Source organism: Robiginitalea sp. SC105 (genome assembly GCF_014243345.1).
GTDB lineage: Bacteria > Bacteroidota > Bacteroidia > Flavobacteriales > Flavobacteriaceae > Robiginitalea.
In genome coordinates, this window is sequence record NZ_JACLZF010000002.1 from 939826 (window position 1) to 959450 (window position 19625).

The window sequence follows — 19625 nt, forward strand, 5'->3', positions numbered from 1 at the left end:
GCTATTGAAACTTTCCAGGGAAATAAAAACGGGGATCATTGTAATCGGTGGTATCCTGTTATTCATATTAGGCTTCTCCTACCTTAAATCCACCCCGCTTTTTGACGACAGCAAAACCTTCTATGCGGTATACGACCATGTAGGCGGCCTGCAGACCGGTACCTCGGTGAGCATCAACGGCTACACTGTCGGGACGGTCAACGATATCCGGTTCAAGGACAGTTCCGGAAAACTGCTGGTGACCTTTACGGTCAATAAGAGTTTTGATTTTTCCAGGAACAGCAAGGCCGAATTGTTCGACACCGGTATCATTGGCGGGAAAGGTATCCAGATCCAACCCGAATTTGACGACGGCCCGATAGCCAAAAGCGGGGATACGCTGCCGTCCAGTATCCGCCCGGGCCTCACGGAGCTGGTACAACAAAAACTGACCCCCCTGCAGATGAAGGTGGAGGGCGCGGTCTCGAACGCAGATTCCCTGCTGATCAATTTCAACCAGATACTGGATAATTCCACCAAGGCGAACCTCCGGGAAAGCATCGAAGGCCTCAATGCCCTCATGAAGAGTTTCCGTCAAACGGCCGACGGGCTCAACACCTTCCTCGATGAGAACCAAAGCAAGCTGGATACCACCATCGGGAACTTTGAAAGGATGAGTGCGAACCTGGCCACTGTATCGGATACCCTGGCCAGCGCAGGTCTCGGGGAGACCATCGCCCAGTTGGAGGCAACCCTGTCCAACCTGAACAGCGTCGTGGCCCGTATCGAAAGCGGTGAAGGAACCATGGGGCGGCTGATGCAGGACGAATCCCTGTACGAAAACCTGTCCGAGGCTTCCCGGGAACTGGACCTGTTGCTGCAGGATTTCAGGCTAAATCCGAAACGGTATGTGAATGTCTCGGTTTTCGGCAAAAAGCAAAAGGAATACACCCTCCCGGACGATGACCCGGCAGAGAACAAGCAGCCCGAATAATGCAATACCTTCCCAACATCCTTTTTCTGCTGGCACTGGTGGCCGGCATCGGATTTTTTACCCGGAATATCCGCCGGCTGTTGCGGAATATCCGGCTGGGCCGGGAAGTGGCACCGGAAGGATCGCGATCCGAGCGCTTTCGTCAGATGGCCCGGATTGCCATCGGGCAGCAAAAGATGGTGGTACGGCCCATCGCCGGTTTGTTGCACATCATCGTTTACCTCGGCTTTATCATCATCAATATCGAGGTGCTGGAAATTATCATCGACGGTATTTTCGGTACCCACCGGATCTTTGCTTTCCTGGGCCCGGCCTATGACGTGCTGATTGCGACATTCGAAATCCTGGCCCTCCTGGTCCTGGTGGCTGTGGTGGTTTTCTGGCTGCGACGCAATGCGCTGCGGATCCGCCGCTTCTGGAAACCGGAAATGAAGGGCTGGCCCAAAAAAGACGCGGACTGGATCCTGTATATTGAGGCCATCCTGATGCTGCTGTTCCTGACGATGAATGCGGCGGACTTCAGTTTGCAGCAGACAGGGGCAGACCATTATGTGCAGGCCGGGGCCTACCCGGTCAGCTCGGTCCTGGCCGGACTGATGTCCGGTTGGGGGGAAGGGACACTCGTGCTGGTGGAACGGTCCGCCTGGTGGCTGCATATCCTTGGGATCCTGTTCTTTCTGAATTACCTGTACTATTCCAAACACCTCCATATCCTGCTGGCCTTCCCGAATACCTACTGGGGCAAGATTGGACCAAAGGGGGCCTTTGAAAACCTGGAATCTGTCCGGAAGGAGGTAGCCCTGATGATGGACCCGGATGCGGACCCCTATGCCGCCCCCCCGGAGGATGCGGAGCCACCGGCCAAATTCGGAGCTTCGGACGTCATGGACCTCAGCAGGATTCAGCTGCTCAATGCTTACACCTGTACGGAATGCGGCCGGTGCACCAGCGAATGCCCGGCAAACCAGACAGGGAAGAAATTATCGCCCCGCAAGATCATGATGGATACCCGAGACCGCCTGGAGTCGGTGGGCAGGGCGATCGAGGCCAATAACGGTCAATGGGAACCCGATGGCAGGCAGCTGCTGGACGATTACATCACCCGGGAGGAACTCTGGGCCTGCACCACCTGCAATGCCTGTGTGGAAGCCTGTCCGGTCAGCATCGACCCCCTGTCGATCATCATGGACATGCGGCGGTACCTGGTAATGGAACAGTCGGCCGCTTCCCAGGAGTTGAACGTGATGATGGGGAATATCGAGAATAACGGGGCTCCCTGGCCCTTTAATCAAATGGACCGGCTCAATTGGAAAGACGAATCATAAATGGGAAGCGAGATGGAGAATAAGGCAGATATACCCACGCTGGCCGAGATGACAGCCCGGGGGGAAAAACCCGAGGTGCTTTTCTGGGTGGGCTGTGCAGGCAGTTTTGACGACCGGGCCAAGAAAATCACCAAGGCCTTCGTAAAGCTGCTGCAGCAGGCCGGGGTGGCCTTTGCGGTCCTGGGCACGGAAGAGAGTTGTACCGGGGACCCCGCCAAACGGGCAGGCAACGAATTCCTGTTCCAGATGCAGGCTGCGACCAATATCCAGGTACTCAACGGGTACGGGGTGGAGACCATCGTCACTACCTGCCCGCATTGCTTTAACACCCTCAAGAACGAATATCCGGGCCTTGGCGGAACGTACAAGGTGGTACACCACACTAAATTCCTGCAAGAACTGCTCAAGGCGGGCCGGATCAAACTCGAGGGCGGGACCTTCCGGGGGAAGCGCATTACCTACCACGACCCCTGCTACCTGGGGCGTGCCAACGGCATCTATGAGGCCCCCAGGGAACTCATCCGGAAGTTGGATGCCGAACTGGTCGAAATGAAGAGTTGCAGGCAAAAGGGATTGTGCTGCGGTGCCGGGGGAGCCCAGATGTTCAAGGAGCCGGAAAAGGGTGATAAGGACATCAATATCGAGCGCACCGAACAGGCGCTTGACACAGAGCCTGAAGTCATCGCTGCGGCCTGCCCGTTCTGCAATACCATGCTTAGCGACGGCGTTAAGGGGAAGGAAAAAGAACAACAGACCCGGGTGCTGGACCTTGCCGAACTGCTGGCACAGGCTGCGGATCTTTAGGCAGGCAGCTTCCATAAGCCGGAATGCAAGCAGCATCCATAAGCCGGAATGCAGGAAGTCGGAAGAAGGAAGTTGCCAGCACACAGCCCCGGGACAAATGCCATCAAGGCGCTGGCAATCCCGGTGAAAGAGAAAGCTATTAAAGTGAACGAAATGATAGAGAGCCATGTTAGTACCCTTTGACGAATTGCCGGACCACGCCCGCATGTGGGTATATCAATCCAGCCGTCCCTTTACCGAAGAGGAAACCAGAAATGTGGAGCAGGAACTCGAACGGTTCCTGACCGCATGGACCGCCCACGGCGCGGATTTGAAGGCCGGATACCGGATGCCCTACAACCGCTTTATCGCCATCGGCCTGGACCAGGACTCAGGTGCTGCCTCAGGCTGTTCCATTGACGCCTCGGTCCATTTTATCCAGCACCTGGAAAAAACCTTTGGGGTGGAATTGCTGGACCGGATGAACGTCACCTACCGGCAGGGGGAATTCATCGCGTACAAACCCCTGGCGGATTTCCGTAAAATGGCTAAAAACAAGGCCGTTTCGGCCAAGACGATTGTTTTCAACAATTTGGTAACCAATAAGCAAGAATTTGAAAATGACTGGGAAGTCCCGGCCTCGGAAAGCTGGCACAGCCGGTTTTTCTGAAAGCACACAGGAATGACCGGAACCCACCGAAGCGAAAACACGGGTACCGGCCCGACCCGGACCCGGCCCTAATAATTGAGGACCTCGAATATGCGATTGACAGCTGTTTTACTCCTGTTTAGCCTTATTCTCACCAAAATTCACGCCCAGACCCACCCGCTTGTGGCGGCAGACAGCGCTGCCCAGGCGCAATGGGTAGAAGCCCAATATAACGGAATGAGCCTGGAAGAGCGTATCGGCCAGCTGTTTATGGTGATGGTAGCCTCTTCCCAGGGCCCGGTTGTCCGGGACCAGGTTCTTGAACAGATCAAAGACCACCATATAGGAGGGGTAATTTTCAGCCTGGGAGGCCCCGTCAGGCAGGCGCGGATGACCAATGATTTCCAGGCGGCTTCCAGGACGCCCCTGCTGGTTGCCATGGATGCGGAATGGGGATTGGCCATGCGCCTGGATTCCACCTACGCATTTCCCTGGAACGCCACCCTGGGGGCCATACGGGATTCTGCCCTGATCGAGGCCGTGGGATACCGGATCGGAACCCATGCCGCCCGCCTGGGCGTTCACATCAATTTTGCCCCGGTCGCGGATATCAACACCAACCCGCAAAACCCCATCATCGGCAACCGGTCCTTCGGGGAGGACCCGGGCCGGGTCGCCCGTCAGGCGCGGTACCTGATGCATGGCATGCACCGGGCCGGGATCCTTACCAGCGGGAAGCATTTTCCGGGCCACGGGGATACGGCGGTCGACTCCCACAAGGCGCTGCCGCAGCTTCCCTACGACCGGCCCCGCCTGGACAGCGTGGAAATGGCCCCGTATGCCTCCCTGATCGACGCCGGGTTGCCTTCGGTGATGGTTGCCCACCTGAATGTCCCGGCCCTGACCGGATCGGCAGAGTTGCCCACCTCCCTTTCTCCGCGGGTGATCGAAGATATCCTCAGGGGGGAAATGGGCTTTGAGGGGCTGGTCTTTACAGATGCCCTGAATATGAAAGGCGTCTCCGGTTATGCAGGGGTTGTAAACACCTCCCTGGCCGCTTTCCTTGCAGGCAATGATATGCTGCTCCTTCCCGAGAACCTGGAGGCGGATATTGTGGCCTTCCTGGAGGCATACCACACGGGGGTTATCACCCCGGACCGCCTCGAGCGGTCCGTCCGCAGGATCCTCATGGCCAAATACAAGGCGGGACTACACCAGCTGCAACCGGTGGATGAAACCAACCTGGCTGAAGACCTGAATACCCCGGAGGATGACCTGGCCTATGAAAAAGCCATGGAGGCAGCGATCACCGTGCTTAAGAACAAGGTTTCCATCCTCGGGATCCGCAACCTGGAAAACAAGAAAATCGCCTATGTAAAACTCGGGGATGCCCCGCACCACGTCTTTCTGGACCGGCTCAGGCTGTATGCGGAAGTGGACGAAGTGGGGGGTACCGACCTCGAGGAGCTTAAATCCCGGCTTGCCGATTACAACCTGGTCATCCTGGGCATACATAAATCGAACGACTCCCCCTGGAAGAAACACGAGCTGAGTCCGGCGGAAGTAAAATGGCTGCAGGAAATCGGGGACCTGCGGACGTCGAATTCGGTGGCTGTTGTTTTTGCAAGGCCCTACCTCCTTGGGGATGTCCCCAGTTACGAGGGCCTGGATGGCCTGGTAATGGCCTACCAGAACAGTGAGATTGCCCAGCAGACGGCGGCGGAACTGCTATTTGGCGCCTTTCCCGCCAGGGGCCGCCTGCCGGTGACTGCCCACCCGGAATTTCCAGCGGGTAGCGGCCTGGACCTCACGGCCCTGGGGCGTCTCGGGTACAGCGTGCCCGAGCGGGTAGGGCTGGACCGGGCAAGGCTTGCACAGGTGGATACGCTGGTGCGGGATGGTCTCGACTCCCTGATGTTCCCGGGTGCCCAGGTCCTTATTGCCCGCAATGGCCAGGTGGTCTTTCACAAGGCCTATGGCAAGCACACCTACGAAGGGGACCGGGAGGTGCGGCTGACCGACCTCTACGATCTGGCCTCCCTCACCAAAATCCTGTCCACCCTGCCTGTATTGATGGAAATGGAGGAATCCGGAGGAATCCGGCTCAATACGACCTTTGCGGAACTGTTGCCGGAGTACGCAGACACGGAACTGAAGGATGTGACAGTGCTCAAGGCGCTAAGCCATTACGGGCGGCTGCCCTCCTGGATTGCATTTTACCTGGATACCCTGGACAAGGACAGGAGGCCCTCGAGGAATTTCTACCGGAATTCCCCCCAGGAAGGATTTAGCATCAAGGTGGCCGAAAGCCTCTACCTGACCAATGCGTATTCGGATTCCATTTACAACCGGATCGGCCGGCAGGAGCTCAAATCCAACCGGTACCGGTACAGCGATGTGGCTTATTATGTTTTTAAGAAATACATTGAACGCCAGTACGGGCGGCGGCTGGATGCCATTGCCAATGAGTTCCTGTACGCGCCCCTGGGTGCCGGCCATATGCTGTTCAACCCGCTCGAGCGATTTGACCGTTCCGATATCGTGCCCACCGAAGAGGACAATTACTACCGGTACCAGACCATACAGGGTTACGTGCACGATATGGGGGCGGCCATGCAGAACGGAGTGGGGGGCCATGCGGGCCTGTTCAGCAATGCCAACGATGTGGCCAAGGTAATGCAGATGTACCTGCAGGGGGGCTATTACGGGGGCACACGGTTCCTGGAGGATCGCACGGTCGAAAAATTCAACAAATGCTATTTCTGCAACAACGATGTCCGCAGGGGAGTCGGTTTTGACAAGCCCCAGCTCGAAGAAAAAGGGCCGACCTGCGGCTGTGTATCCCGCCGCAGTTTTGGCCACAGCGGCTTTACGGGCACCTATACCTGGGCAGATCCGGAAAGCGGCATCCTCTATGTCTTCCTCTCGAACCGCACATATCCCGCCTCCTCAAACACCTTGCTGATACGCTCCGGCCTGCGGACCCGTATACAGCAGGCTATTTATGATTCCGTTATAAATTAGGATGGGATTTTAGGTGTAGTTTTGTTACTATGAAGATAGCCATTGTTTGTTATCCCACCTTCGGGGGAAGCGGCGTCGTAGCCACCGAACTGGGGATTGCGCTTGCCCGGAGGGGTCACGAGATCCATTTTGTCACCTACAGCCAGCCGGTGCGCCTTGAGTTACTGAACCCCAACATCCACTTTCACGAGGTACATGTGCCGGAATACCCCTTATTCCATTACCAGCCTTATGAGCTGGCCCTGTCCAGCAAACTGGTGGAAACCATCAAGTCCTACGGCATTGAACTGCTTCACGTGCACTACGCGATCCCACACGCCTATGCAGGCTATATGACCAAGAAAATGCTGGAGGAGGAGGGGATTTATGTCCCGATGGTGACCACGCTCCACGGAACGGATATCACGCTCCTCGGGAACCACCCGTTCTACAAGCCCGCCGTGCAGTTCAGCATCAACCAGTCGGATGTCGTGACCTCCGTATCCGAAAGCCTGAAACAGGACACCCTGGAGATTTTTGACATCAAGAAGGACATCCATGTGATCCCGAACTTCATCGATAAAACCAAGTATAACCGGACCCCGGAGAACTGCCACCGGAGCCTCATGGCAAGCCCGGAGGAACGGATCCTGACCCACGTCAGCAACTTCCGTAAGGTCAAACGGGTGCAGGATGTGGTAAAAGTCTTTAGCGAGGTACAGAAACAGGTACCCGCCAAACTTATCATGGTAGGGGAGGGCCCCGAGAAGGAAGGGGCGGAAATCCTCGCCGAAAAACTGGGCCTGGAAGACAAGGTGCTATTCCTTGGGAACAGCAATGAGGTGGAACACATCCTTTGTTTCTCGGATATCTTCCTGCTCCCCTCGGAAAAGGAGAGCTTCGGGCTTGCCGCCCTGGAGGCGATGATCACGCGGACCGCGGTGATATCCACCAATGCCGGCGGGATCCCGGAACTCAACAAGGACGGGGTATCCGGTTACCTGAGCGATGTGGGGGACGTGGATGACATGGTGCGGAACACGCTGAAAATCCTGAAGGACGACCAGACCCTGCAAGCCTTCAAAAACCGCGCCTACGACCTCGCCTGTAATTTCGACATCCACAACATCCTCCCCATGTACGAGGAGGTCTACGAGATGGCCTATAAAAGCCGGCTGAAGAAGGCCTGAATCAGACAATCATCCCCGCGGCGACGGTTTCATTCGTGTTGTCGTCGATCAGGATGATGCTTCCGGTATACCGGTTTTCCCGGTAAGGGTCCTGCATCAGCGGTTTGGTGGTGCGGATCTTCACCTTGCAGATATCATTCATGCACATCTGCGTATCCTCGGTTTTCCGGTTAAGGGTTTCGATATCGATCTTGTAGATTACCTCCCGGATCATGGCCTTCTGCTCGTTGGAGGTATGCATGATGGTGTATTTTGCCCGAGGCCTGGCGGGTTTGTCGTTCAGCCAGCACAGCATCACCTCGATATCCTGGGCGGCTTCCGGTTGGTTGTTCGCCCGCACGATCATATCCCCCCGGCTGATATCGATGTCGTCTTCCAGGGTAATGGACACGGACATGGGGGCAAATGCTTCCTCCACGGCCCCGGCCGGCCCGTCAATGCCCTTGATGCGGGAAGTAAAACCTGAGGGCAAAACGGCAATCTCATCCCCGACCCGGAAAACACCGCTGGAGATCCTTCCCGCATACCCGCGGTAATCCACGAATTCCTTGCTCTGCGGACGCAGCACGGTTTGCACCGGGAACCGGGAATCCACCTTGTTGATATCGCTGCTGATGTGCATGGTCTCCAGGGTGTGGAGCAGGGGCGCCCCCTGGTACCAGTCCATGTTTTCGGACCGGTTCACCACATTGTCCCCCAGCAGGGCGCTGATCGGGATAAATCGGATATCCGGGATGAGCATTTTGGAGGAAAAATCCTCAAACTGCCCGGTGATGTTTTGATACACCTCCTCCGAATAGTCCACAAGGTCCATCTTGTTGATACACACGATTACGTGGGGTATGTGCAGCAGGGAGGCGATAAACGCGTGGCGCTTGGTCTGTTCGATTACCCCATGGCGGGCATCCACCAGGATGATGGCCGCGTTCGCCGTGGAGGCCCCGGTGACCATGTTGCGCGTATACTGAATATGCCCGGGCGTATCCGCGATGATGAATTTCCGCTTCGGCGTGGTAAAGTACCGGTAGGCGACATCGATGGTAATACCCTGTTCCCGTTCGTCCCTGAGGCCATCGGTAAAGAGAGCCAGGTCCACGCCCACATGCCCTTTCTGCTTGCTGGTGGATTCCACCGCCTCGAGCTGGTCCTCAAAGATGGACTTTGAATCGTATAACAGCCGCCCTATGAGCGTGCTTTTCCCGTCGTCCACACTGCCTGCCGTGGTAAATCGCAGGAGTTGATTATTGTCTATTTGCATGCCTTCTAATTCTAATTTTTAAAAATACCCCTGCTTTTTCCGGTCTTCCATGGCGGTTTCCGACCGCTTGTCGTCGGCCCGGTTGCCCCGTTCAGTCTGCCGCATGGCGGATACTTCCTGCACAATTTTCTCCAGGGTGTCCGCGTCCGATTCGATTCCCCCGGTAATGGTGATATCTCCCAGGGTCCGGAAACGGATTTTTTTGGTGACGATCTCTTCCCGCTCGTCCAGCTTCAAGAATTCGCTGTTGGGGATCCAGGAATTGTTGCGCAGGATTACCTCCCGTTCATGGGCAAAGTAGAGGGAGGGAATCTGGATGTTTTCCCTGAGGATATAGTTCCAGACATCCATTTCAGTCCAGTTGCTGATGGGGAATACGCGGAAGTGCTCCCCTTCAAAATGCTTTCCATTGAAAAGGTTCCAGAGTTCCGGGCGCTGGTTTTTCGGGTCCCATTGCCCGAAATCGTCCCGGTGGGAGAAAAAGCGCTCCTTGGCCCGGGCCTTCTCCTCGTCGCGACGACCGCCGCCGATGGCGCAATCCACCTTGTTGGACTCGATGGCGTCCAGCAGGGTCGTGATCTGCAGGGCATTCCGGGTGGCGTTCTTGCCTTTTTCCTCGGCCACGCGTCCCTCGTCGATGGATTCCTGCACGGAACCGACAATCAGGCGGACCCCCAACGCTTCTATCAAATCGTCCCGGAACTGGATCGTCTCCGGAAAATTATGGCCCGTATCCACGTGCATCAGTGCAAAGGGGATTTTGGCCGGGTAGAAGGCCTTTTTGGCGAGGTGGGTGATCACGATCGAATCCTTGCCTCCGGAAAACAGGATCACCGGGTTCTGGAACTGGGCCCAGACCTCCCGAAGCACGAAAATGGCTTCGGATTCCAATTCATCCAGGTAATTCAGGTAATATTTACTCATTGCTTGAGTCTTAATTGGTTTTTAATGCGGGTGTAAATATAAGTCACCGAATCTTCTATCCCCATTTTATGGCTGACTTCCACATCGGGGTTTTCCGGGGCTTCATAAGGGGCGGAGACCCCGGTCATGTTTTTGATTTCCCCTTTGCGCGCCATGGCGTAGAGTCCTTTGACATCGCGTTCTTCGCAAACGGCCAGGCTGGTGTTTACAAATACCTCAATGTAATTTTCGCTACCTACCAATTCACGGATCGCCTGGCGGTCGGATGCATAGGGGGCTACAAAAGCGGCCAGGACCACGGTTCCCGAGTCGATAAACAGCTTGGCCAGCTCCCCGATCCGGCGGATGTTTTCCGAGCGGTCTTCCGGGCTGAAACCGAGGTTCTTGTTTAAACCGGTCCGGACATTGTCACCGTCCAGCACATAGGTTTTGTACCCATCTTCAAAAAGCCGCTGTTCCAGGCCATTGGCCAGTGTGGACTTCCCGGAACCTGAAAGCCCCGTAAAGAAAATCAGCAGGGAATTGTGCCCGTTGGCCTCCCGCCGTTCCTTCCGGGTGATTTTGAACGTATGGGGTGTGATATTTTCGCTCATCCGAGTTCCTTTTGGTTTCTTCGGTCCCGAAGGCCGTAATTGGTGCGATACCAGGCCCGCTCGTGCAGGTAGTACAAGGCCATTTTTGTGACGATCTCCACCAGGCCGATCTTGACGCCTGTGAGCGGGTTGCCCGAAATGATCCAGGCGAGGATCATGGTATCCAGCGTACCGATCATCCGCCAGGATACCGTCTTTAAAAGGTGCCGCTTCCGGCTTTCCGGCATGGAAACCCGGAACCAGAGGCGCTCGTGAAAATAGTAGAGCACCATTTTTGTCACCACTTCAACCACCCCAATCTTGAGGCCGGTCATCGGGTTTCCCGTGATGACCCAGGAAATCAGGATGGTATCCACGGTCCCGACCAGGCGCCAGGTGATCGTTTTGGCAATGTGTCTTTTCCGGCTGGTATCTGCCATTACTTGCAAACGAGAAAATGCGGGTTCAACAGGTTTTCCTTATTGTATTTCAGCGGCTGACTGGTGTCCTGGGCAATTACCTGCAGCCCGGCAGCTTCGGCAATGGCGCTTCCCGCGGCTGTATCCCATTCCATCGTCGGCGCATACCGCGGATAGACGTCTGCCAGGCCCTCCGCCACCAGGCAAAATTTCAGTGAACTACCTTTAGAGACAATTTCGATATGGTTGAATTGTTTCTTCATCGAGTTGATATAGGCTTCGGTTTCCGCGTTCATATGGGAGCGGCTTCCTACCACCCGGAGGGTTTCAAGGTCCTTTCCTGATGGGGTAATCCGGTCCGAAGCGTCAAACAGGGATTTTGGCAAATGGTGTGCCTTGTCGAGCACGGATTTAAAAGCCATTCCCATTGCGGTATCCCCGTAAAACAATTCCCGGGACACCGGAACGTAAATGACGCCGAAAATAGGACTTCCTTCTTCGCAAAGGGCGATATTCACGGTGAACTCCCCATTTTTTTTGATGAACTCCTTGGTTCCGTCCAGCGGGTCCACGATCCAGCATTTTCCCCACTCCTTGCGCACAGCATAATCCGTTTGCTTGTTTTCCTCGCTGATTATGGGGATACCGGTATCCTTCAGATAGGAATTGATCACCGCATTGGAGGCCTGGTCGGCAGCCGTTAGAGGGGAATCGTCCGACTTCGTGGTCACCTCAATGGTCTCTGAGGCATTATAGATCTCCAGGATGGCCTTGCCCGCCTCGATGGCAGCCTCAATGGCAGTTTGGTAGGAGGGTTTATTTTGCATGGTCAGGTAATTTAATGGGTAATGGTCGGAGTACGAGCTCTGACTCCGCAAATTAAGCAATTAGTGCCTTAAACAGAGTAAACCCATGCCGTAAGTTCACTCACCGATAAAATTTACGGAAAATCGATGCCGGCGGATTTTTTAAATCGGCACTTTTCGACCTGCTTCACGTATCAAGAGACAATGAACGATAATCGGTGTATTTCAAAGACTGCCTGGTTCTTTGTCAGAAATCCCCTCTAATTTTGAGGTATCCTGAATCGAGAATTATGAAATATTGTACCTGCCTGCTGGGCCTGTTGGCCCTCACACTTCCAACCGCTGCCTTTTCACAGGACAGCATCCCCGAATTAACCGCCCGCGACAGCATGGTGACCAGTTACTGGCTGGCCGGTATCGGCATCAACATCGTCGATGACTCCGGCGATGCCTTCAATGATTTTACGACCATGAGGGACCAGTGGAATATGGTGCCCTTCCCGTCACGGATCAATTTCGGGCGCTATTTCCGGAGTGGTCTGGGCCTGGAACTTATCGGTACTTATAACCGCTACAAAGCAGGCAATATGATCGATGGGATAACCATTGCGGATGACATCCCTTATTGGGCGGTGGATTCACGATTGAGTTATGACCTGAACAAACTGGTAGGCGAAACCGGGTTTTTTGACCCATATGTGGGGGTAGGAATCGGCTACACAGACTCGAATAACCTGCCACGGGGTACATATAACGCCGTGATCGGTTTCCGCATCTGGTTTTCAGAACACTGGGGGGTTGACCTGAGTTCCAGCGGGAAATGGTCCTTTGGCAATGAAGCCTCCAACCATATCCAACACGGGGCGGGTGTTGCCTTCCGGTTTGGCGTGGAGAAAGAACTCAATAAAAGGGGCGAGGAAAAGCTAGCGCTTCTCGCCGAACAGCAACGGGTAGCAGATTCCCTGGAAGCTGCAAGGCGAGCGGAAGAGGAAGCCCGTGAAATAGCGGAACGCCTTGAACGGGAAAAAGAAGCCGCGCTTTTGGCAGCAGCCGAAATGGCGCGGCAGGAAGAAGCGGCCCGGCAGCAGGAGGCGGTTGCCCGAAGCGTGGAATCCCTGGGGAACATCTATTTCGCTTTTGATTCGTATTTCCTGAACGATGCTTCCAAGGCTACCCTACAGCAATTGTCCGGCATAATGAAGGAGCACGGGGATATACGGGTACGGATCGAAGCCCATACGGATGCAAGGGGTCCGGAATCCTATAACCAGGGGCTTTCAGAACGCCGTGCGGAAAGCGCCAGGCAGTTCCTGATCGAGCAGGGGCTCAGCCCTGACCGAATCCGGGCCATCGGCCACGGGGAAACCCTTATAGTGAATGGCTGCACGGACGGGGTGCGTTGCTCGGAGGCACAGCACCGGGAGAACCGACGGGAACACTTCAGCGTCATTCAGGACTAGCCTCAGTATCCCATACAGGCAGGGAAAAATCCAGAATTTGTGATGCATAGTGGCGTTGGACTGCCAATTTTTGCGCTGCATCTAGAAATGGGAAAGGCGGTTGTTTTCGAAAAGAGTAATAAGTACTCTTAATTATTGCTTTAAAGAGGGGTGCCATTAATATCGTCGAAGATAGTATTTCGATCAGCGGCGCAATAGTCTGGACGGAGACCACAAAACCCTCCAGCTTTCGGATAACTTTATCCTGGATGGTAACTGCTATCGGAAATTTACTTTCAAGGAATAAACGGAAAACCAGGTCCATGGAACATGTAGGGGAGAAACCCCGGGAATTGTTTTTGCTGCGCACCCCAGGCGGAATAATCCCGAATCCCTCAATCCTGAAGTTCAATCAAGGCCTCGGAACCCGAGCCTCTTAACCCATAGCGCTTACCTGCCGCCACTTCATATATCATCAAATTGGACTTGTGTTCCCGTTGTGTGTAAAGGAAATCGATTGCCGGTTTCTTCAGGAAGGCGACTGCCGGGTCCCCCCAGGGATCTACCAAAGGGCTGCCAACCATTTTTTCGGGTGAGAGGGACCCCGGAATTTCAAGGAATTCCCGCAAGTCGGATTCCGAACTTCCGAATAGCCAATCCCGGACCCGGTGGTAGGCGATATTCAACCGCCGGCGCAGCAGGTAATTGATTAACCTGGTCCTGGTTTTTGCGAATTGAACACCGAGCCAGGCGCGTGGGGAGGATTTTCGGTAAAAGTAGCTGTGATGGAAGCTATAGCTGCCGTTGCACCATTTCAACTTATAATCGAAAGCCCCGAAACCCATATCCAGCAGGCAAAATTCGTGTTCGTAACACCACTCGAGGATTTTATAGATGGCAATGTTCCCGAGGCCGAAGCGGGCATAATCGATATCGTAGGAAGGTATCGACAGGAACAAAACCGGTCCGACATGAAAATTCAGGGCAATCTGTATAGGTGTTTGGTCGTCGTATATGACAAAAAGGGAGGCATTCTGCTCACAAATCAAGTCATAGGCGGAATCCCGGTATGCCTCCCAGTTCTGAAGGGCCATGTGGCGGTCGTTCCGCTGGTTGAACCTCCGCACGATCATCTGGTGCAGGGAATCCATCAGGGAATTGTATACCCCTGGGTCCATTGGGCCGCAATACATCTGGTATGTTACATTGAAACAGGCCTCCAGCCCCTTTATTCTGCGCCTGAGAGAGGTCCTGAAATTGGGTTTGAAATTCTCTTTAAGGTAGTTTTCTGCCGATCCCAGATCGCCGAGTTCCAGGCAGTATCCTTTGGTGCGGAATACCTGATCCCGGAGATAGTCGGGGTCATCCGTTATTTCCACCCGGAAATAGTCAGGTACATATTGCAAGGCGAGGGAATGCATTGGATCGGTTTGGGGAAGGGTACAGAAGTCCGGGATTTCCCTGCTGCACCGCGGAAGCTCCAAAGAGCTGCATACGCGGGGTAGGGTCCTGCGCACGAACAAGTTATAATAAAAATTGGTCTGGTGCATGGGCTCATCGGAGCTTTAGTTACCACAAGGTAGAAAATTAGGGGTCAAAGCGCACCTTTTCGGCATGCCGTTGCCCTAAAGTTAAAAAGGTATTCGGTTCCCCCGAAAATTCAAATAACCGGATACCCGAGCGGTGTTCCGTAGTGGTATAAACAAAGTCATTAACCGCACGTTCCAGGGGAAACCCGGGATAATCCTCGGGATTGATCTCCCGAAGGCCGGAAAGCACTACCGGTACCTCAACCGACTCCCGCGAATAGGCGGCCATTTCGCTGTAGGATGAGTCAACCGGAAGCCCCGGGCGCACCCGGTTTTTCAGGTTGCGCAGGACCCGGTTGACCCCGAGTGATTTGAGAAATTCCCGAAAACGAAGCCGGCTGTATTCTGCATGTCCAACAAGGGATACAAATGGGTTCCCCGCATCAAAACCCACCAGATACTTGAAACGGTACACCAAATTGCCCCATTCCTTTTTATAGGGGAGGTCGCCGTACCCGAAATCCATGAACCGGTACCCGTTATCCGCACACCACTCCAGCAGCTTTGTTTTTTCAATGGCCCCCAGGCCAAATTTGGAAAAGTTTGTGTCATAGGAAGAGAGCCCACCGTAGAGGATGCGACCAAAGTGGTAATTGAGCGATATGTCGATGGGTTTGCCGCCGGCCCGGATCACAAAGAGCGATGCATGGCCCTTCCGGATCTTCTCCAGGGATTCAGAAAGAATCTGCTCCCAATCGGCGATCATATCATGCCTTTGTCTGCGTTCTCCGAAGCGAATGGAAATCATTTTATATAATTGCTCCATGAGTTGATCGTATTCCTGCTGCCCGATGTCCCCGTAAAACAATTCATACCGGATATCAAAACAACTTTCCAGTCGCGAAATCCTTTTCCGGAGATTCCGGTAGTTTCCCCTCAATTGTTCCCTGAGGTAGGTTTCGGGATTAAATTTGTCCCCCAGTTCAATAGCATAACCGAAGTTGGTTTGTTTTCCAGTCCGGATGGACAGGCCCATGTCCTGGTGGGGCTGCAGGTCCAGGTAGGCAGGGATGAGGCAAATAGAAAATACACCTTTTGTTTTTTCGTCATCGATACTTCCACTCGACCAAAGCGGTTCCAACTGCCGGCTGTTCTGGCCCCGTAAACTGATTTTCCCTACACCGGATGGTATCCGCCTCTGTCTATACAGGTCCGTTATCAGGTTACGGGTTCGCATGAGTACGGGTTTCATCGGGAGGTATTTGATTTTTGGGTGATCCGAATAGCCTGAGCCTTGGCTTTTCCGCGGATCAGGTATTCCTCAGGACCATGCATCCTGAAAACAGAAACGGATCCCGCCGGCACCTGGTTCAAATACAGGAAGTCGTAAACCGGTTTTCGCAGGAATCGATTCGTTTCTTCACCTAATTTAAGTGGGCTGCCTGTAACATTACCGGACTTAGGTAGGGCCAGGGTTTCGTACAGGGTCTCCGCAGTACTTCCAGCATCCGGTGTTGCACCTGGCCTGCCTTTACGAAGTAAGTGGTAAAGCCGGTGCAGGTTTTTACGCTTTAGGTATTCCTTGAATCGAAGAAATCCGACGAGGACGCGTGCCATTAGGACCTGTAAGAAGTTGTTTCCCCGATAATGCACCCGGTGTTCAAAAGGGTAGGTTACATCGCACCATTGCAGTTTGTAATCGAGGTCGCCTACGCCTAAATCGAACATCTGCATACCTTCTTCAAAACACCATTCAATCTGCTTGTATATTTGTACTTGTCCAAGCCGGAAGATATTAAAATCGATGTCAAAGGATCCGATTGCATTGAGAAATATCCTTCCGACGAGGTAGTTCAGCGATATTCCGATGGGTTCCTGATCCCGGTACACGACAAACAGGCTGGCCTGATCCCTTTTTATCAGGTCGTAAGAGGTGCGCTCTATGAATTCCCAGTTCCTGAGCATCTCGTTGTCGTCCCCGCGCTGGCGAAACCTTCTGTACAGGAATTCTTTCATCCTGTTTATCAACCGGTCGTAAAGTTCCCGGTCCATCTGACCCCGGTAGGTGACGTAGGTAACCTGGAAACACCCCTCAAGCCTGCGTATGTACCGCCGGATATTATTCCTCCTTTTGGAGGACAGCTGCGCCTTCAGATATGCATCCAGGGATGCGTATGCCCCGAGATTTGCGAGGTAACCACGGAATTGCCTGAAGGAAACATGGTTCAAACACCTGCCTGATTCCGGCGTACATTCCGGCTTCAGAAAGGGGGGGATGTAACGCACAAGGTGGATGGCATTTTCCATTTTGGGTTCAGCTTCCATGGATTCGCGACCAAAAGACTCCCCGGATGAAGGGTTCACAACGCGATCGTAGAATGGGTAAATTTTCCGGGTTTGGATAAAATTGAATACAAATGGGTATGTCCGGACCTTGGGTATCATCAGGAAGGTGTTATGATCAGCCGGGCCTGGCTTTGCTTTCCGGATAGTAGGTATTCGCCTGCTGCTCCATCCAATATGTGAATGTCCACATCCGCCAGCGCCTCATTGTTCAGGTACAGGAACTCGAAGACGCCCGTCCGCAACTGCGAATACAATGCGGAGCCGGGTTCAACCCGTCTCTCTTTATCAGGAATGACATGCTCGGCAACCAGAAGCAAATCAAAACCCGCGGGTTTTTGGTCACTCGTTTTGCGGGCCTTCAGCCTATAGGTCCACCGGTGGAGCGTTTCATTCAGGCGCTTATCCCTCAGGCGCTGTTTCATATCAAAATAGTCTCTGGCCACCTGGGCCCGGATCCTGCTCCATAGGGAGCGCGGGTTGTAAAATATGTCGTAATAAAACCGGTATTCCTGAGTAGCCCAGTGTTTTTTGTACTCAAATTCACCCTTCGAAAAATCCAGGGTCTCCATCCCGTTTGCCAGGCACCAATCAATCAACCCCATGATGGAAACGGACCCGGGGTGGAATTTGGCATAGTCAATATCAAAAACAGTGATGGCGTCGAACACCACGGAATCCCCGAAATAATTAAGGGTTATGGCGATGGGTTCATCGTGGGCATAGACCACGAATAAACCGGCTGATCCATCCTGCAGCATCGGGAAGGCAACATCCTGGTAAAAGGTCCATTCCCGGGCCTGCAGGTTGTTGTTGCTGATTCGCTTGTCTTCAAACCGCCTTTCCAGCAGGCGGTAAAAATGCCGGAAGATTTCATCGTAGGTGGCCCGTTCGGTACGCCCCCGAAACATCTTGTATCTGATTTGGAAGCTCGATTCCAGTCGTTTGCGGTACTTCTTCAGCTTGTAGCGGCTGCTTTTGCTGAATTGCTTTTGCAGGAAATCCTCCAGGGAGATGAATCCCTCCAGGTTGATGAGGTAGCCGGGGTACTGGGGAACGCGAAACCGATGCAGGCCTTCCGACAGGAAATCCTTCGGGATCTCCCTGTTTGGGAGAACATCGTAGACAATATAGACGTCGCTGTCTTCTTTTTCCCGTGGGTGTGTGCTGTAAACCAGTCCCTTGGTAAGGGTCCTCCCCAGATTTTCGAATACAGGCAGGAAACGATGCCGGGTGAAATGCAGCGGGCTGATCCACTGGGGGGAGCGTACTGGTCTGGCAGGTGCAAAATGCCTTAGCCAGGTTTCGGTAAAACAGCCGGATGTAAAAGGATTTTCCTCCATGAGCATCTGAACTAGCGTCCAAGCTTTGAGGTCTCGCAGCGGTAACACGGAAAGAAATTCTGGCAGCTCCCGGGCAGGTGAATGCAGGAACCCCCGTGTTTTTCCTGCACTAGTTTGGCATAGACCTCCTTATCGACTATATGCCTCCACACTTTGAAAGGACGGATGTCATCCGAGTATCCCTTTTTAAATTCCAAAAGCGAATCCTTCCTGTTGGCTACGCCCCCTCCCAGGTTAAAATAGCGGTATCCTTCGGCGTGGGCTTTTATCCGCATCTCATCGATCAGCAATTTTACGGGATTCAATTTCAGGTGGCCTTCCTGGACCCCTGATAAATGGTACTGGACGATTTCATTTTTCTGTATAAAAAGGGCACCTGCCACCATTTCTCCGGTTTCCGGGTCCTCGGCCGAAAGCAGGGTGGAATCGAAGGATGGGCTTTCCATGAGCCTGTAAAAGTAATCCCGCTCGAAAAAATATCTGTCCATGGCCCCTACGCGACGCATGTTTTCGTAGTAAATATCAATGAAATGGTCAATTCTCTTAGGTCGGGGTGTCTTGTTGATGGTGTAGGCCTTTCGGAGTGAATTGATGTAGGTCCTGAGCCGCCGGTGATAGGCCTTGACCTGCTTTTCCTCTGTCCTCGTTAAATCGATATTTACCACTGCTCCCGGTGATATTATTTCTCCAAACCCCTGAAGCAACAATTCCTGGTAAGGAATAAACGGGTTCAACCTTGAAAAGACACTGACCAATTTCTGATCGTTGAAATATGTATTGAGTGCCTCTTGAAAGGAATTCAGATTGGAACCCTCTTTGCAATTGATTGTCAGCGGACCCGGATATCCGTATACCGAGGTGGCGTCAGAGTAGGGGGTCCCTGAAATTTTCCGGAGGATTAGGGGAAGAAGTACCGATAGCTCCCCCTCCCGGAAGTGCAGTAGAACGGCCTTTTCGCCCTCTTTTATATCCAATTCATGGTAGTCATAGGTGTGATAAAAATCAGCACAGCTACAGGCTTCAATGAGCTTGTTCCATTTTTCTCTATGCTCGATGATTTCAATCATTC

General features: G+C 53.6%; 18 protein-coding genes. 7 read left to right on the top strand and 11 right to left on the bottom strand.

Going from position 1 to position 19625, the window contains the following annotated elements; all coding sequences use genetic code 11:
• Positions 1-4 precede the first annotated feature (4 nt).
• The 6 genes from H7F20_RS13255 to bshA all read left to right on the top strand — a co-directional run bounded on the left by H7F20_RS13255 (position 5) and on the right by bshA (position 7923).
• Complete coding sequence (locus tag H7F20_RS13255) at positions 5-973, top strand: MlaD family protein (protein ID WP_185786648.1); 969 nt, start codon at positions 5-7, stop codon at positions 971-973.
• Complete coding sequence (locus H7F20_RS13260; RefSeq protein WP_185786649.1) at positions 973-2298, top strand: (Fe-S)-binding protein; 1326 nt, start codon at positions 973-975, stop codon at positions 2296-2298. The genes H7F20_RS13255 and H7F20_RS13260 overlap by 1 nt, the downstream gene beginning before the upstream one ends.
• Before the next feature lie 12 nt (positions 2299-2310).
• A complete protein-coding gene (locus H7F20_RS13265; protein ID WP_185786650.1) occupies positions 2311-3102 on the top strand; it encodes a (Fe-S)-binding protein in 792 nt (263 codons plus the stop codon).
• A 166-nt stretch (positions 3103-3268) separates the two neighbouring features.
• On the top strand, positions 3269-3751 hold the full coding sequence (locus tag H7F20_RS13270) for an ABC transporter ATPase (RefSeq protein ID WP_185786651.1): 483 nt from the start codon (positions 3269-3271) through the stop codon (positions 3749-3751).
• A 90-nt stretch (positions 3752-3841) separates the two neighbouring features.
• The gene (locus H7F20_RS13275) at positions 3842-6754 is read left to right on the top strand and encodes a glycoside hydrolase family 3 N-terminal domain-containing protein (protein WP_185786652.1); all 2913 of its coding nucleotides are present in this window, start codon (positions 3842-3844) and stop codon (positions 6752-6754) included.
• 29 nt (positions 6755-6783) lie between these two features.
• Positions 6784-7923: an N-acetyl-alpha-D-glucosaminyl L-malate synthase BshA gene (bshA, locus tag H7F20_RS13280; protein WP_185786653.1), complete on the top strand. Its 1140-nt coding sequence runs from the start codon at positions 6784-6786 to the stop codon at positions 7921-7923.
• Between the two features lies 1 nt (position 7924).
• On the opposite strand, the gene H7F20_RS13285 is transcribed toward bshA, so the two are convergent.
• From H7F20_RS13285 to cysQ, 5 genes are read right to left on the bottom strand one after another with little or no spacing between them, the layout of a single operon-like run.
• A complete protein-coding gene (locus H7F20_RS13285; protein WP_185786654.1) occupies positions 7925-9181 on the bottom strand; it encodes a sulfate adenylyltransferase subunit 1 in 1257 nt (418 codons plus the stop codon).
• A gap of 18 nt (positions 9182-9199) precedes the next feature.
• The gene (cysD, locus tag H7F20_RS13290; protein ID WP_185786655.1) at positions 9200-10105 is read right to left on the bottom strand and encodes a sulfate adenylyltransferase subunit CysD; all 906 of its coding nucleotides are present in this window, start codon (positions 10103-10105) and stop codon (positions 9200-9202) included.
• Positions 10102-10698, bottom strand: coding sequence for an adenylyl-sulfate kinase (gene cysC / locus H7F20_RS13295; protein WP_185786656.1), 597 nt, complete (start codon positions 10696-10698; stop codon positions 10102-10104). The genes cysD and cysC overlap by 4 nt, the downstream gene beginning before the upstream one ends.
• A complete protein-coding gene (locus tag H7F20_RS13300; RefSeq protein ID WP_185786657.1) occupies positions 10695-11117 on the bottom strand; it encodes a DUF2061 domain-containing protein in 423 nt (140 codons plus the stop codon). Before H7F20_RS13300 ends, cysC begins: the two co-directional genes overlap by 4 nt.
• On the bottom strand, positions 11117-11923 hold the full coding sequence (gene cysQ / locus H7F20_RS13305) for a 3'(2'),5'-bisphosphate nucleotidase CysQ (RefSeq protein WP_185786658.1): 807 nt from the start codon (positions 11921-11923) through the stop codon (positions 11117-11119). Before cysQ ends, H7F20_RS13300 begins: the two co-directional genes overlap by 1 nt.
• Before the next feature lie 269 nt (positions 11924-12192).
• Between cysQ and H7F20_RS13310 the strand changes: the two genes are divergently transcribed.
• Entirely contained in the window at positions 12193-13362 is a 1170-nt protein-coding gene (locus H7F20_RS13310; protein ID WP_185786659.1) for an OmpA family protein, read from the top strand.
• Here H7F20_RS13310 and H7F20_RS13315 read toward each other — a convergent pair.
• From H7F20_RS13315 to H7F20_RS13340, 6 genes are all read right to left on the bottom strand, one after another.
• Positions 13349-13666, bottom strand: a complete 318-nt coding sequence (locus tag H7F20_RS13315; RefSeq protein WP_185786660.1) for a hypothetical protein — start codon at positions 13664-13666, stop codon at positions 13349-13351. The two genes, H7F20_RS13310 and H7F20_RS13315, sit on opposite strands and share 14 nt — an antisense overlap.
• Before the next feature lie 70 nt (positions 13667-13736).
• Positions 13737-14762, bottom strand: a complete 1026-nt coding sequence (locus H7F20_RS13320) for a GNAT family N-acetyltransferase (protein WP_185786661.1) — start codon at positions 14760-14762, stop codon at positions 13737-13739.
• A gap of 166 nt (positions 14763-14928) precedes the next feature.
• Positions 14929-16107, bottom strand: coding sequence for a GNAT family N-acetyltransferase (locus H7F20_RS13325; RefSeq protein WP_185786662.1), 1179 nt, complete (start codon positions 16105-16107; stop codon positions 14929-14931).
• Positions 16108-16118: 11 nt separating this feature from the next.
• Positions 16119-17195 (bottom strand): GNAT family N-acetyltransferase, encoded by a 1077-nt coding sequence (locus H7F20_RS13330; RefSeq protein ID WP_221898779.1) that lies wholly within the window; start codon positions 17193-17195, stop codon positions 16119-16121.
• Positions 17196-17314: 119 nt separating this feature from the next.
• Complete coding sequence (locus H7F20_RS13335) at positions 17315-18556, bottom strand: GNAT family N-acetyltransferase (RefSeq protein WP_185786664.1); 1242 nt, start codon at positions 18554-18556, stop codon at positions 17315-17317.
• An 11-nt stretch (positions 18557-18567) separates the two neighbouring features.
• Positions 18568-19623: a peptidoglycan bridge formation glycyltransferase FemA/FemB family protein gene (locus tag H7F20_RS13340; RefSeq protein ID WP_185786665.1), complete on the bottom strand. Its 1056-nt coding sequence runs from the start codon at positions 19621-19623 to the stop codon at positions 18568-18570.
• Between the last annotated feature and the right edge of the window lie 2 nt (positions 19624-19625).